General features: G+C 63.2%; 11 protein-coding genes and 2 tRNA genes. 11 read left to right on the top strand and 2 right to left on the bottom strand.

Going from position 1 to position 15,144, the window contains the following annotated elements; translation table 11 throughout:
- Window positions 1-24: 24 nt before the first annotated feature.
- Window positions 25-98 (bottom strand) — tRNA-Gly (locus ACX80A_RS08610).
- Between the two features lie 132 nt (window positions 99-230).
- Between ACX80A_RS08610 and ACX80A_RS08605 the strand changes: the two genes are divergently transcribed.
- From ACX80A_RS08605 to ACX80A_RS08580, 6 genes are all read left to right on the top strand, one after another.
- Window positions 231-304 (top strand) — tRNA-Pro (locus tag ACX80A_RS08605).
- An 86-nt stretch (window positions 305-390) separates the two neighbouring features.
- Complete coding sequence (gene tig, locus ACX80A_RS08600) at window positions 391-1,938, top strand: trigger factor (RefSeq protein ID WP_459259291.1); 1,548 nt, start codon at window positions 391-393, stop codon at window positions 1,936-1,938.
- A 244-nt stretch (window positions 1,939-2,182) separates the two neighbouring features.
- Window positions 2,183-2,779 (top strand): ATP-dependent Clp protease proteolytic subunit, encoded by a 597-nt coding sequence (locus ACX80A_RS08595; protein ID WP_459259385.1) that lies wholly within the window; start codon window positions 2,183-2,185, stop codon window positions 2,777-2,779.
- Between the two features lie 53 nt (window positions 2,780-2,832).
- Entirely contained in the window at window positions 2,833-3,507 is a 675-nt protein-coding gene (locus ACX80A_RS08590; RefSeq protein WP_459259290.1) for an ATP-dependent Clp protease proteolytic subunit, read from the top strand.
- A 160-nt stretch (window positions 3,508-3,667) separates the two neighbouring features.
- Window positions 3,668-4,960 carry an ATP-dependent Clp protease ATP-binding subunit ClpX gene (clpX, locus tag ACX80A_RS08585; RefSeq protein ID WP_459259289.1) on the top strand — a complete coding sequence of 431 codons (1,293 nt, stop codon included), beginning with the start codon at window positions 3,668-3,670 and terminating at the stop codon, window positions 4,958-4,960.
- 48 nt (window positions 4,961-5,008) lie between these two features.
- A complete protein-coding gene (locus ACX80A_RS08580; protein WP_459259288.1) occupies window positions 5,009-5,638 on the top strand; it encodes a mycothiol-dependent nitroreductase Rv2466c family protein in 630 nt (209 codons plus the stop codon).
- A 73-nt stretch (window positions 5,639-5,711) separates the two neighbouring features.
- Here ACX80A_RS08580 and valS read toward each other — a convergent pair whose 3' ends face one another.
- Window positions 5,712-8,330, bottom strand: a complete 2,619-nt coding sequence (valS, locus tag ACX80A_RS08575; protein ID WP_459259287.1) for a valine--tRNA ligase — start codon at window positions 8,328-8,330, stop codon at window positions 5,712-5,714.
- A 31-nt stretch (window positions 8,331-8,361) separates the two neighbouring features.
- Here valS and ACX80A_RS08570 point away from each other — a divergent pair, with 31 nt between their 5' ends.
- From ACX80A_RS08570 to ndk, 5 genes are all read left to right on the top strand, one after another.
- Window positions 8,362-9,132 (top strand): SDR family oxidoreductase, encoded by a 771-nt coding sequence (locus tag ACX80A_RS08570; RefSeq protein ID WP_459259286.1) that lies wholly within the window; start codon window positions 8,362-8,364, stop codon window positions 9,130-9,132.
- 313 nt (window positions 9,133-9,445) lie between these two features.
- Window positions 9,446-12,808: an isoleucine--tRNA ligase gene (gene ileS, locus ACX80A_RS08565; RefSeq protein ID WP_459259285.1), complete on the top strand. Its 3,363-nt coding sequence runs from the start codon at window positions 9,446-9,448 to the stop codon at window positions 12,806-12,808.
- The gene (locus tag ACX80A_RS08560; RefSeq protein WP_459259284.1) at window positions 12,805-14,199 is read left to right on the top strand and encodes a bifunctional folylpolyglutamate synthase/dihydrofolate synthase; all 1,395 of its coding nucleotides are present in this window, start codon (window positions 12,805-12,807) and stop codon (window positions 14,197-14,199) included. The genes ileS and ACX80A_RS08560 overlap by 4 nt, the downstream gene beginning before the upstream one ends.
- A 12-nt stretch (window positions 14,200-14,211) precedes the next feature.
- Complete coding sequence (locus ACX80A_RS08555; RefSeq protein WP_459259283.1) at window positions 14,212-14,685, top strand: DUF4233 domain-containing protein; 474 nt, start codon at window positions 14,212-14,214, stop codon at window positions 14,683-14,685.
- 41 nt (window positions 14,686-14,726) lie between these two features.
- Window positions 14,727-15,143, top strand: a complete 417-nt coding sequence (ndk, locus tag ACX80A_RS08550; RefSeq protein WP_459259282.1) for a nucleoside-diphosphate kinase — start codon at window positions 14,727-14,729, stop codon at window positions 15,141-15,143.
- The last annotated feature ends 1 nt before the right edge of the window (window position 15,144 follow it).

The raw sequence follows: 15,144 nt of genomic DNA, 5'->3' as shown, positions 1-15,144 counted from the left end.
TCGCCGGAAGATCCACCAGCATTCTGGAGGGGATGACGGGAATCGAACCCGCATCATCAGTTTGGAAGACTGAGGCTTTACCACTAAGCTACATCCCCTGGAAACCTGAGCAAATCACGTGATACTTTGTGGCTCAGGCCGTCGGAACGCCTATAACTACACCACAGGCAGGGCCGTTTAGCCAAATGTGCAACTGGAGCGAAAGTTACGTAGACTGATGGCTGCACTTACGGGGTGTAGCTCAGCTTGGTAGAGCGCCTGCTTTGGGAGCAGGAAGTCGCAGGTTCAACTCCTGTCACCCCGACTCTGCATTATCGCCGCGGATACCGTTCCGGTAGATCCACGGACGCCGTGTGGTCATCATCTTCAATCATTCAGGAGTACTACGCCGTGAAGAGCGCTGTCGAAAACCTCACTCCCACGCGAGTGAAGCTAAATGTGGAGATTCCTTTCGAGGAGCTCAAGCCCAACATTGATGCGGCTTACAAGACCATCTCCGCGCAGGTCCAGGTTCCGGGCTTCCGTAAGGGGCGCGTCCCGAACCAACTGATTGACCAGCGAGTGGGTCGCGGCTACGTCATCGAGACCGCCATCAACGATGGTCTGAACGGCTTCTACCAGAGCGCCGTTCAGGAAACCGGGATCCGTCCCCTGACCCGTCCTGAGGTCGAGATCACCGAGGTGCCGGATCCGGCGGCGAAAGATGGACAGCTCCTGTTCACCGTCGAGCTGGACGTTCGCCCGGAGATCACCCTCCCCGAGTATTCGGGCCTCGAGGTAACCGTCGAGGCCGCTGAGGCGTCTGACGCCGACGTCGATAACGCTCTTGATGAGCTGCGCGGCCGGTTCGGAACCTTGACCGCGGTCGACCGTCCCGCTGCTGACGGTGACTTCCTCACCCTGAGCCTGGTAGCAACCGTCGACGGCGAGCAGGTTGACGCCGCCCAGGACGTTTCGTACCAGGTCGGCTCCGGCACCATGCTCGAAGGCATGGACGAAGCCGTCACCGGTCTGAGCGCCGACGAGGACGCAATCTTCGAAACCACCTTGGCTCGCGGCGACAACGCCGGCAGCAATGCCCAGATCAAGGTCGAGGTTTCTGCCGTCAAGGAACGCGAACTGCCTGAGGCTAACGACGACTTTGCACAGCTCGCCAGCGAGTTCGACACGATTGCCGAACTGCGGGCCGATCTCACCAAGCGCGCGGCCGATGAGAAGGTCACCGAGCAGGGTGTTGAGGCCCGCGATCTCGTCCTGGAGAAGCTCATTGAACTCATCGAGGTTCCAGTTCCGGCAGCGTTCATCGACGATCAGCTGGAACAGCACTTCACCGGCGAGAACGCCCACGCCAACGCTGAAGGCCACGACACCGAAGAGCACCGCACCGAGATCCGCGAAAACACCGAGCAGGCGTTCCGCAATGAGATGATCCTCGACGCGATCGCTGAGAAGGAAGAAATCGGTGTTAGCCAGCCTGAGCTGATTGACTACATCGTGTCGACGGCTGGTCAGTACGGCATGGAGCCAAACCAGTTCGCCCAAATGCTGGATCAGAGCGGACAGGTTCCGATGATCGTCGGAGAAGTTCGACGCCGCAAGGCACTCGCCAAGGTGCTGGAACTCGCCGTCGTGAAGGACAGCTCCGGTGCGGTTGTCGACCTGAGCGATTTCGTTCGCCCCGGCGACGAAGCAGCCGACGCCCAGTCGGAGGTCGAAGCCCCGGGGGACGAAGCCAACGAGTCAACTCCGGACGTGCCTTCGGAGGATGCCCCCTCGGAGGCACCCGTCGAGAAGAAGCCGGCCAAGAAGGCGCCTGCTGCCAAAAAGCCGGCTGTTGAGAAGGAGTCGGCTGCGAAGGCGACCGCCACCAAGAAAGCTGCCCCCAAGAAGTCAGCGAAGGCCAAGGCTGCAGCTGATGAAGAGTCCGGCAAGGCTTAGTAAAGCCTCGTCTCACCATTAACGATTGAGGGCCGTCTTCCCGTTGGGAGGGCGGCCCTCAGGCGTTAACATCCGCAGCCCCCGCGCTGGTGCGCCGTCAGCGAACAGCCTCCGCAGCGGGATCAAACGACCCCCCAAACAAGTTACTGTCCAATGAGAGACAAACGGTCGGCTGCCGGCATCCGGTAGACCGACCAGAGTGAGAGGCTAACTTCCAATGGCAATCGAACCCACCACACCGACCATGGCGACCGTAGACCCCGCTGGCCGGGATGACTACATCTATAACCGGCTCCTCAAGGAGCGCATCATCTGGCTCGGCTCCGAGGTCAGGGATGACAATGCCAACGCCATCTGCTCCCAACTGCTGCTCCTGTCGGCCGAAGACCCCGACAAGGACATTTTTCTGTACATCAACTCGCCGGGCGGGTCAGTCACCGCAGGGATGGCCATTTACGACACGATGCAGTTCATCCCCAACGACGTCGTGACAGTCGCCACCGGGCTTGCCGCATCAATGGGACAGTTCCTCCTGTCCTCGGGCACCAAGGGCAAGCGCTACGCCACGCCGCACGCCCGTGTGCTGATGCACCAACCGTCCGGCGGTATCGGTGGCACGGCCTCCGACATCAGGATCCAGGCAGAACTGATCCTGCACATGAAGCGGGTCATGGCTGAGCTCACCGCAGAGCAGACCGGGCAGACGGTCGAGAAGATTCTCAAGGACAACGACCGCGACAAGTGGTTCACCGCTCAGGAGGGCCTGGAGTACGGATTCTTCGACAAGATCGCTGCGCATGCCAACGCGGTATCGGGCGGCGGCGGCACGCAGCGCGACTAACCGCTGCGGCCTGCACCCCTACCCACCACAGCAGAGACCACCCAGGAGAGACCATGAACCACAATTTTGGAGCCGCAGCAGGCGGCACCGCACCCCAGTTGCCGTCCAACCGCTACGTACTTCCGCAGTTCGAAGAGCGCACCCCTTACGGCTTCAAGCGCCAGGATCCGTACACCAAGCTGTTCGAGGATCGCATCATTTTCCTCGGTGTGCAGGTTGACGACGCGTCAGCCGACGACGTCATGGCCCAGCTGCTGGTCCTTGAGTCCACCGACCCGGAGCGGGACATCACGCTGTACATCAACTCCCCGGGCGGATCGTTTACCGCCATGACAGCGATCTACGACACGATGCAGTTCATCCGGCCGGAAATCCAAACCGTGTGCCTGGGGCAGGCCGCCAGCGCGGCAGCCGTTCTGCTGGCGGCCGGAGCCCCCGGCAAACGCCTCGCTCTCCCGAACGCCCGGGTCCTGATTCACCAGCCAGCACTCGGTGGTGGCCAGGGTGGCCAGGCTTCGGACCTAGAGATCCAGGCCAACGAGGTCATGCGGATGCGCACCTGGCTTGAGGACACGCTGGCACTGCACAGCGGCAAGAGCTCGGAGCAGGTCAACATCGACATCGAGCGTGACAAGATCCTGACGGCCGCGGATGCCAAAGCCTACGGGCTGGTGGACGAGGTCCTGACGTCCCGCAAGATGACCCCGCCGAAGATCAACAAGCCGTAACCAGCTTTCCGCAGGACCGGGCCCGTGGTGTGAAACAAACGCACCACGGGCCTTCTGATGCTGAATAGCAGTCTCAATTGTCCTAGAGTGGAAGGTAGCCGATTCCGGCAACCTGGACATTGGCTGCCTATTCAACAGATCCACGTAAGGGGACTGACATATGGCTCGCATTGGTGAGAGCACAGATCTGCTTAAGTGCTCTTTCTGTGGGAAAAGCCAGAAGCAGGTCCGCAAACTGATCGCCGGGCCCGGCGTCTACATTTGCGATGAATGCATTGATCTCTGTAACGAGATCATCGAGGAGGAACTCTCCGAGGTCGCCGACCTGGGCACCTTCGAGCTGCCTAAGCCCCGCGAGATCTTCGACTTCCTGCAGGAATACGTCATCGGGCAGGAACCCGCCAAGCGTTCGCTCGCCGTCGCCGTCTACAACCACTACAAGCGGATCCAGTCTGGGCACACCCCGCGCAACACGGGAAACCTTTCCGACGCGGTGCCTACCGAAGACGTGGAGATCGCCAAGTCAAATATTCTTCTGATCGGACCCACCGGCTGCGGCAAGACCTACCTGGCGCAGACCCTTGCCCGCCGATTGAACGTTCCCTTCGCCGTCGCCGACGCCACGGCGCTCACGGAGGCGGGTTATGTTGGCGAAGATGTCGAGAACATTCTGCTCAAGCTCATCCAGGCCGCTGACTATGACGTCAAGAAGGCCGAGCAGGGCATTATCTACATTGACGAAATCGACAAGATTTCGCGCAAGAGCGAGAACCCGTCGATCACCCGTGACGTCTCCGGCGAGGGTGTCCAGCAGGCCCTGCTGAAGATTCTTGAGGGTACCGTCGCCTCGGTGCCACCCCAGGGTGGTCGCAAGCATCCCCACCAGGAATTCATCCAGATTGACACCACCAATGTGTTGTTCATCGTTGCCGGAGCCTTTGCCGGGCTCGAAGAGATCATCGGCTCGAGGGCAGGACGCAAGGGCATCGGCTTCGGCGCGCCACTGAGCTCGCTGAAAATGGAAGAAGCCAGCTATGGGGATGTGATGCCCGAGGATTTGCTGAAGTTCGGCTTGATCCCGGAGTTCATTGGACGGCTGCCTGTCATCACCACGGTGACCAGCCTGGACCAGAAATCGCTCATGCAGATCCTGACGGAGCCGAAGAACGCCCTCATCAAGCAGTTTCAGAAGATGTTCATGCTCGACGGCGTTGAGCTGACCTTCGAACCGAAGGCTCTTGAGGCAATTGCTGATCAGGCGCTGGAACGCGGCACCGGAGCCCGTGGGCTGCGGGCGATCATGGAGGAAGTGCTTCAGCCGGTGATGTTTGACCTGCCGAGCCGGGACGATATCGCCACGGTGGTCATCACCGAAGCGGTGGTCGCCAAGAAGGCGGAGCCCACCCTCATCTCGCACGACGTCGTCGCGAAGCGCCGCAATAAGTCAGCCTAACGAGCGGTCTGCCGGAATAGGCTGGTGAATGCTCCGGTTGTACGAAGCATGACTGAAACGAACGTTCCCACAGACAGCGTCCAAAAAGCCGATTTCTGGTTCGACCCCGCCTGCCCCTTCGCCTGGGTGACCTCGCGCTGGATCGAAGAGGTGGAAAAGGTCCGCAGCATCAAGGTGGACTGGCACGTGATGAGTCTTGCCGTCCTCAATGCGGGCCGGGACCTCCCCGAGGAGTACCAGGAGTTCATGAAGCAGGCCTATGGGCCGGTGCGCGTGATCATCGCTGCAGCCGAACTCCACGGCAACGACAACATCAAGAAGCTGTACGACGCCATGGGCACCCGGATTCACCAGGAAAAAAACGAGGACTTCGCTGCAGTTATCAGCGAGTCCCTTGAAGCAGTCGGTTTGCCCGCAGAGTTGGCCGCCTACGCCACCAGCGAGGAATACGATCCCCAGCTCCGTGCGTCGCACCAGGATGGAATCGACCGCGTTGGCGATGAAGTGGGAACGCCAGTCGTCGCGTTCAACGGCACCGCCTTCTTCGGTCCAGTGCTGACCCGCATTCCCCGCGGTGAAGATGCAGGACGGATCTTCGACGGCGCGGTCATGCTCGCCGAGTTCCCCGAGTTTTTCGAACTGAAGCGTTCACGCACCGAAGCCCCCGTTTTCGACTAAACAGGTAGCCAGGACGCAGAGAGGCCCCGCAGACTACCTGGTCTGCGGGGCCTCTTCACGCCTGACCTGAGCGCTACACCGCCTCGACGGGTGCCAGTTCCACCTCGAAGACGGATAGTTCGCCTTCGGCCTCGGCGAGGCGCAGTTCGCGCACGTTTCCCGCTGCGAGCAGATCGTTCAACCCGGCGTTGAGCTGGCGTAGTTGCGCAGCCGAGCCGTTGACGACGGCGCTGAGCACCTCGGTGCGCTGCTTCACCTTCGCCTCGGACTTCGACCGGCGGATGCCTCCGAGTGCGAGTGCCACCGTGCCGAGGACGCCGGTGTCGGCGGTGCGGATGGTGCCGGTGAGGTGACCCGACGTCGGCCATTCGGTCCGGTGCACCGATCCGGTGCGCCACCAGCTCCAGACCTCTTCGGTAGCGAAGGGCAGGAACGGGGCGAACATGCGCAGCAGAGCGTCAAGCGTTGTGGCCAGCGTGGCCAGCACCGAGGCCTGCTCGGCCTCGCCCGCCGCACCGTAGGCGCGGTCCTTGATCAGCTCCACGTAGTCATCGGTGAAGGACCAGAAGAACGTCTCGCTGAGCTGCAGGGCCTTCGCATAGTCGTACTTATCGAACGCGGCGGTCGACGCGTCAATGACCTGCGCCAGCTGGGCCAACAAGGACAGGTCCAGCTGGTTCGTGACCACCGAGGTGTCATCGGTGAGGACCGTGTGCTCGGTGGCACCCAGGTTCAACACAAACTTCGACGCGTTCAGCAGTTTGATCGCCAGCCGACGCCCGATCTTCATCTGGGCGATCTCATACGCGGTGTCGGCGCCCAGCTTGGCTGAAGCGGCCCAGTACCTGACGGCGTCGGCCCCAAATTCCTCGAGCACGTCGGTGGGGACCACCACGTTGCCCTTGGACTTGGACATCTTCTTGCGGTCGGGGTCAAGGATCCAGCCGGACAGCGCAGCATGCCGCCAGGGCGCCGAATCCTGCAGCGCATCTGCGCGCACAGCGCTCGAGAACAGCCAGGTTCTGATGATGTCGTGACCTTGCGGCCGAAGATCGAACGGGAAGACTTTGGCAAACAGGTCAGGGTTCTTCGGCCAACCACCCACGATCTGGGGTGTCAGGGACGAGGTGGCCCAGGTGTCCAGAACATCGTTTTCGCCCACGAAACCGCCCGGCTGGTTGCGCGAGCTTTCCTCGAAGCCTGGGGCGGGCTCGGCGGCCGGATCCACGGGCAACGCATCGTGGGAGGGAACGATCGGGGTCCCGTATTCGGGTTCACCGTCGGCGTCCAGCCGGTACCAGACCGGGATCGGCACACCGAAGAAACGCTGGCGGGAGACCAACCAGTCACCATTGAGGCCTTCGATCCAGTTCTCGTATCGGGACCGCATGAACGCTGGATGGAAGTCGATTTCCCGGCCCCGCTGAATGAGCTTCTCCCGCTTGGCCTCGTCACGTCCACCGTTGCGGAGGTACCACTGGCGGCTGGTGACAACCTCGAGCGGCTTGTCGCCCTTCTCATAGAAGTTGACCGGGTGGACCACCTTTCTTGGCTCGCCCTCCAGTTCCCCGCTGGCGCGCAGCAGGGCGGCAACGCCTTCCTTGGCACTGAACACGGTCTTCCCCGCGATCGCAGCGTAGTTTTCCTGCGCCTTCCCGGTGCTGATCCACTCGGGGATTTCGGACCGGATCCGCCCGTCGCGGCCCACAATGGCGCGGGTCGGCAGCTGCAGTTCACGCCACCAGATCACATCGGTGAGGTCACCGAACGTACAGATCATTGCGATGCCGGTGCCCTTGTCAGGCTTGGCCAGCGAATGGGCCTTGATTTCCACCTCGACGTCGAACAGCGGCGACGTCACAGTGGTGCCGAACAGGTGTTTGTACCGGTCGTCGTCGGGATTGGCGACCAACGCCACGCAGGCGGGTAGCAACTCGGGGCGGGTCGACTCGATGAAGATCTTTTCCCCGTCCGAGGTGTGGAACGCGATCCGATGGTAGGCGCCAGCCTGTTCCCGGTCCTCGAGTTCGGCCTGGGCCACTGCGGTGCGGAACGTGACGTCCCAGAGGGTGGGAGCCTCGGCCAGATAGGCGTCGCCAGCGGCGAGGTTCTCCAGAAACGCACGCTGGCTGACGGCCCGTGAGGTGTCGTCGATGGTGCGGTAGGTCAGGTTCCAGTCCACCGACAGGCCAAGGGTGCTGAACAGATTCTCGAAGACCAACTCATCCTGGACCGCGAGTTCCTCGCACAGCTCGATGAAATTCCGGCGGGACACGGCGTCGAAGTCACGCTGGTTCTTGGGCGGCTCGGTGGGAGGCGTGTAGCCGGCGTCGTAGGCGACCGACGGATCGCAGCGCACTCCATAGTAGTTCTGGACCCGGCGCTCGGTGGGCAGGCCGTTGTCGTCCCAGCCCATCGGGTAGAACACGTTCTTGCCGCGCATCCGCTGGTACCGCGCGACGACGTCGGTCTGAGTGTAGGAGAACATGTGGCCCACGTGCAGCGAACCGGATGCGGTCGGCGGGGGAGTGTCAATCGAGTACACCTCCGCCCGGGACGTCTCGGGGTCGAAGGTGTAGGTGCCGTTCGCCCGCCACTGCGCGGCGAGTCGGGACTCGAGACCCTCGAGAACCGGTTTGTCAGGGACATTTACGGTTGCGGGCGTGTCTGTGCCCGGAGTGTGTTCAGCCATACCGGCAATTGTTTCACGATAAGTTGGATCCATGACTTCCCCCCAGAACACGCCGACCCAGCGATCAGCAGTTGTCACCGGAGCAAGCACAGGCATCGGACAGGCCACGGTCCGCCTCCTTGCAGCCCAGGGGTGGCGGGTTTTCGCCGTCGCCCGGCGCGCCGACCGCCTGGCGGACGTTGCCGCCGAGACCGGGGCCATCGCCGTGCCCACCGATATCACCGAGGACGACGACGTCGAGCGGCTGCTCGGCATCGTCACCGACGCTGGCGGCGCCGATACACTGATCAACATCGCCGGAGGAGCGCGCGGCGCTGACCGGATGGTCGAGGCGAAAACCGCCGACTGGGACTGGATGTACCAGGCCAACGTGGTCGGGACCATGAAAATGATCAGGGCTTTCCTTCCCCTGCTGCGGGCGCAGGCAGTGGGTGGCACCGTCCTGAACCTCACCTCCACTGCCGGCATGGTCTCCTATGAGGGCGGTGGCGGCTACAACGCGGCGAAAGCGGCCCAGCGGGCCATGACCCAGGCGCTCCGCCTCGAAGAAGCCGAGCACGGGGTCCGCGTGATCGAGGTACTGCCCGGACTGGTGCACACCGAAGAGTTCTCCCTCAACCGGCTCGGCAGTGCCGACGCCGCATCAAAGGTGTACGACGGCGTCGAAAAGCCGCTCACCAGCGGGGACGTCGCGGATATCGTCGCCTACGCGGTCACGGTGCCCCATCATGTGAACCTCGACGAGATCGTCGTCCGACCGCTGGCGCAGGCGGCGGCGCACAAGGTGATCCGGAAGCAGTAGGCCCGGGTACCGGAGGCCCGCGCGTGCCGCCCGGTTTCCGCTAGACTTATAACAACAGCTTTGACCCGGCCATCACCGGTGAGCTTCCGGAAGAACCTCCGCCGTGCGCCAGACGGATCACCAATCAGGCGTACAGCGGGGTAGTAGAACCGGACGGGTAAGCCCGTCACAGCGGTCACGAAGTGGCAGCCGCGAGAGGTTTTCTTCTCGCTGGCGGCAAGTGAGGTGGTACCGCGGGTTCAACGTGGGGTTGCAGGCTGACCCAATTGTTGGACACGTCCTCGCAGGTAATGAACCACACCTTGCCTACAGGATGAACAACATGCCACAGATCTACCCCAAGGCCACCAGCCTTGACAGCGCCGTTGGCGCTTCCGTTTCCTCGGCGTCGCCGAGTTCGTCCTCGGCGTCGCCGAGGTTTCCTGAGATCGAGGAACGCATCCTCAAGTACTGGGGCGCGGATGGTACCTTCCAGGCGTCGATCGACCAGCGCCACGCCGATCTGCCCGACGGCGCTAATGGCTCCAACGAGTTCGTCTTCTACGACGGCCCCCCGTTCGCCAACGGGCTACCCCACTACGGTCATCTCCTCACCGGGTACGCCAAGGACCTGGTCGGCCGCTACCAGACCCAGCGTGGTCACCGCGTCGAACGCCGCTTCGGTTGGGACACCCACGGCCTGCCTGCCGAGCTGGAAGCCATGAAGCAGTTGGGCATGAGCGACAAGGCGCAGATCGAAGCGATGGGCATCGACAAGTTCAACGACGCCTGCCGCTCGTCCGTGATGAAGTACGCCGTCGAATGGCAGGACTATGTCACCCGCCAGGCCCGCTGGGTGGATTTCGACAACGATTACAAGACACTCAACATCGACTACATGGAGTCGGTCATCTGGGCGTTCAAGAACCTGTACGACAAGGGGCTCACCTACAACGGCTACCGCGTGCTGCCGTATTGCTGGAAGGACGAGACGCCGCTGTCCAACCATGAGCTGCGGATGGACGACGACGTCTACCAGGACCGCCAGGACCAGACGGTCACCGTCACGTTCCCTCTCCTTGGTGGCAGCTCGGCGCTGTCCCAGGAGCTCGCCGGAGTCCACGCCCTCGCGTGGACCACCACACCCTGGACCCTGCCCACCAACGCGGCCCTCGCCGTCGGGCCGGACATCACCTATGCCGTGGTTCCCGCCGGCCCGGCGCTGGCCGACGACGAGCGGCGCTTCCTGATCGCCGCCGACCTCCTGGGCAATTATGCGAAGGACCTGGGCTACCCCTCCGCGAAAGAAGGTACTGCCGCCGTCGAGCGGTCCCTGCAGGGTAGCGAACTCGCGGATCTGACCTACGAGCCCCTTTGGGACTACCTCACAGACCCCGAGCAGGGCGGCTACCGCAACGCCTTCCGGTTCCTGGTCGCCGACTACGTGACGACCACCGACGGTACCGGCATCGTGCACCAGTCGCCGGCCTACGGCGAAGAGGACCAGAAAATCTGTGAGGAGGCTGGCATCCAGGTCATCCTCTCCGTGGACGAAGGAGCCCGCTTCCTGCCCATGTACGGCCACGGGCCGCTCGCTGACATCGTGGGACTGCAGGTCTTCGACGCCAACAAGCCCATCACCCGGGTGCTGAAGGACGGTGGCCGGCTGGTACGCCAGGCCAGCTACGTGCACAGCTACCCACACTGCTGGCGGTGCCGTAACCCGCTGATCTACCGCGCCGTGTCCTCCTGGTTCGTCGAGGTCACCAAGATCAAGGACCGGATGGTTGACCTGAACCAGGGCATCAACTGGATCCCGGAAAACGTGAAGGACGGGCAGTTCGGGAAGTGGCTGGCCAACGCCAGGGACTGGTCAATCAGCCGAAACCGGTACTGGGGCAGCCCCATCCCGGTCTGGCAGTCCGACGACCCCACCTACCCTCGCACCGACGTCTACGGCTCGCTCGCCGAAATCCAGGCGGACTTCGGCCGGCTGCCGTTGAACAAGGCAGGGGAGCCCGATCTGCACCGCCCGTTCATCGATGAGCTGACCCGCCCCAATCCCGACGACCCGCGGTCGCCCGAGGAGGGCCAGTCAACCATGCGCCGCGTTGAGGATGTCCTGGACGTCTGGTTCGACTCCGGGTCCATGCCCTTCGCCCAGGTGCATTACCCGATGGAGAATCAGGAATGGTTCGAGTCGCACAACCCTGCCGACTTCATCGTCGAGTACATCGGCCAGACCCGTGGCTGGTTCTACATGCTGCACGTGCTGTCCACCGCCCTGTTCGACCGGCCCGCGTTCCGCAACGTCATCAGCCACGGCATCGTCCTCGGCAACGACGGGCAGAAGGCGTCCAAGAGCCTGGGCAACTACCCGGACGTCACCGAGGTCCTGGACCGCGACGGCGCCGACGCCATGCGCTGGTTCCTGATGTCGTCCCCCGTGCTGCGCGGCGGCAACCTGATCGTCACCGAGCAGGGCATCCGCGACGGCGTGCGGCAGGTCATCCTGCCGCTGTGGAACGTGTGGCACTTCTTCAGCCTGTACACGAACGCTGCTGCCGGCGGCGCCGGGTACGAGGCGAAATCGGTGAGCCCGGAACAGGCCGATCGTCTCGCCGAGCCACTGGACCGGTACATCCTCGCCTACACCGGAAATTTGGTGCGGGACACGACGGCAGCACTCGACGGGTTCAACATCAGCGACGCCTGCGAGGCGCTGCGCCGCTACCTGGACACCCTGACCAACTGGTACGTGCGGCGCAGCCGGCAGCGGTTCTTCGACGAGGACACTGATGCCTTTGATGTGCTTTACACCTGCCTCGAGGCCGTGTGCCGGGCGGCAGCCCCGCTGCTTCCGCTGGTCACCGAGGAGATCTGGCGTGGACTCACCGGTGGTCGCTCGGTGCACCTGACGGACTGGCCCGAGGCAACAGCGTTCCCTGACGCTGCGGAGCTTGTCGAACACATGGAGCGCACCCGCCAGATCTGCTCCACCGGGTCCAGCCTGCGCAAGGCAGCGAACCTCCGTGTCCGGCTGCCGCTGTCCAACCTGACGGTCGTAGCGCCGTCGGCCGGTGACCTGATGGGTCAGTACCAGGGGATCATCGCTGACGAGTTGAACATCAAGACCGTTCGGCTGCTTGATGCGAAGGACGCGTCGCCCGAGGAATTCGGGATAGTGCAGAAGCTCGTGGTGAACGCACGCGCGGCCGGACCGCGCCTCGGCAAGAACGTGCAGGCAGCGATCAAGGCCGCCAAGTCCGGCGACTGGTCGGTCTCCGCGGACGGCGCCGTGACTGCGGGGGAGCTGCCGCTCGAACCCCACGAGTACACGCTCGAAACCGTTGTTGCCGACGACAGCGACAACGCCGGCAAGGCCGTCACGGTCCTGCCGGGCGGTGGTTTCCTGGTCCTTGACACCGTGGTGACCGAGGAACTTGCGGCCGAAGGCTCGGCGCGGGATGCCATCCGTGCCATCCAGCAGGCCCGACGCGACGCAGACCTTCACATCAGCGACAGGATCACCACCACCCTGGGTGCCGCACCCGAGCTGGTCGACGCCCTGACGTCGAACGCAGCACTCATCAAAGCGGAAACGCTCACCCACGAGCTTCAGGTCGTCGCCGCGGCGTCGGCAGACGGCCAGCCAGCAGCCGGCGAGTTCACAGTGACAGTAGAGAGGCACCCATGAGCCAGCAGACCCCGGAGCCGATGGGCTCAGAGCCTGCAGCCTTCGACCAGTTCTCGGTCGAGAGCGTCTATGCGGAACTGTTGAGCCGGGCACCCGAGAACAAGATGGAACCCCGGATGGCACCGATGCTTCGGGCCATGGAAATCCTCGGTGAACCCAACAAGGCGTACCCGATCATCCACCTCACCGGGACCAACGGTAAAACCTCCACGGCGCGCATGGTCGAAAGCATCCTGCGGGCGCACGAGCTCCGGACGGGCCGCTACACGAGCCCGCACCTGAGCCGGGTCACCGAGCGCATCAGCATCGACGGCGAACCGGTCTCCGACGAAACCTTCGTCAGGATCTGGGACGAGATCCGTCCGTTCCTGGAAATCATCGACGCCGAGCTCGAGGCGGAAGGGAATCCCCGGCTGACCTACTTCGAAAGCGTTACCATCCTTGCGTTCGCTGTCTTCGCCGACGAACCCGTCGACGTCGCCATTATCGAGGTCGGTTTGGGCGGCATCACCGACGCCACCAATGTGGGCGATGGCCAGGTGGCAGTGGTCACGCCGATCTCGCTCGACCACACTGAGCTCCTCGGCGACACCGAATACGACATTGCTCTGGAAAAGTCGGGCATCATCAAACCCGGCGGTTTCCTGATCAGTGCCGCCCAACCCCAAGAGGCCGCCCAGGTGCTGCTGGAACGGGCGCGCGAGGTTGGTGTGGAGTTCCGATTCGAGGGAGTGGAATTCGGGGTCGAAACCAGGACCGTTGGGGTCGGCGGACAGGTCCTGTCCATCAACGGTATCGCGGGCCGGTACGAAGAGCTGTTGCTGCCCCTGCATGGCGCGCATCAGGCACAGAACGCCGCCGTCGCCGTCGCAGCGGTGGAGGCGTTCATTGGTGGCGGAAGCAGGGAACTCGATGCGGCGGTGGTCCGTGAGGGTCTGAGGACCGTTACGTCGCCGGGACGGATCGAAGTGGTGCGCACCGCACCCAGCATCATCGTCGACGCCGCCCACAATGCCGCCGGCGCCAAGGCGACCGCCGCGGCAGTCAGGGAGTCGTTCGACTTCAGCAGGCTCATCCTGGTGGTAGGTGTGCTGCAGGACAAGGACGCAGGCGCCATCCTGGCGGAGCTGCATGAGGAGCTGGGCGGAATTCTTGAGGACATCTGCCTGACCCAGTCGAACTCGCCCCGCGCTATTCCCGCCGCTGACCTTCTCCAGGATGCACTGGCGGCTGGATTCGCCGAAGAACATGTCCACATTGCCGAACGCCTCGATGACGCCCTGGAGTGGGCAGTCATGAAGGCCGAGGAAAACAACGACCTCGCGGGAGGCATCCTCATCACCGGTTCCATCACGGTGGTGGGGGAGGCCCGGACCCTGCTCGGCAAGTAAGGCGGATTGACGATGGAACAAAATCGAAAGCGCCGGATGACCAAGGCGCAGCGGGAGTGGCGGCCCGGGACGCCGAAAAAGCGGCGTTCCATCAAGGTGACCTTTGCCTCGGTGGTCCTCACCCTGGAAGCCCTGGTGGTGCTGTTCGCTACCCTCGCGGCGTTTGGTCTCCTCCGCGACACCATTCCACCCGCACTGATCCTGTCGGTCGGCGTGATCCTCGCGCTGGCGCTGGTGGGTGCGTGCGCCTTTCTCACCAAGCCCTACGGTATTGCCATCGGCTGGGCGCTGCAGCTGCTGATCATTGCCACCGGGATTATCGAGCCCACCATGTTCCTGATTGGTGTGCTGTTCGCCCTCACCTGGCTGTATGGGATCCGGACCGGCAGGCGCCTGGACGCGGAGAACGTGGAGCGGGACCGTCAGCAAGCTGAATGGGAACTGGCCAACCCCGAGGGCGGGTCGGAGCCCAGGGCTAATCTTTAGTAGAGTTCCACTGGCTATATCCAACACTTTGGAGGACTTCTGTGAGCGCTGAACGCACTCTTGTACTGATCAAGCCCGACGGCGTTTCCCGCGCGTTGACCGGGACCATCCTGACCCGGGTAGAAGCCAAGGGGTACACCCTGGTGGACCTGAAGCTGGTGTCCGCCACCCGTGATCTCCTAGAAGAGCACTACGCCGAGCATGTCGGCAAGCCCTTCTTCGAGCCACTCGTTGAGTTCATGCTCAGCGGGCCCATCGTTGCGGCCATCTTCGAAGGCGAACGGGTCATCGAGGGCTTCCGTTCCCTTGCCGGTGCCACCGAGCCAACTGCTGCCGCGCCCGGCACCATTCGAGGGGATCTCGGCCGGGACTGGGGCCTGAAGGTCCAGCAGAACCTGGTTCACGGGTCGGACTCAGCTGAATCCGCCCAGCGTGAAATTGGGATCTGGTTCTCCTGAT

The organism is Arthrobacter sp. TMN-50 (assembly GCF_054511125.1).
This window is presented reverse-complemented; position numbering and strand designations above follow the sequence as displayed.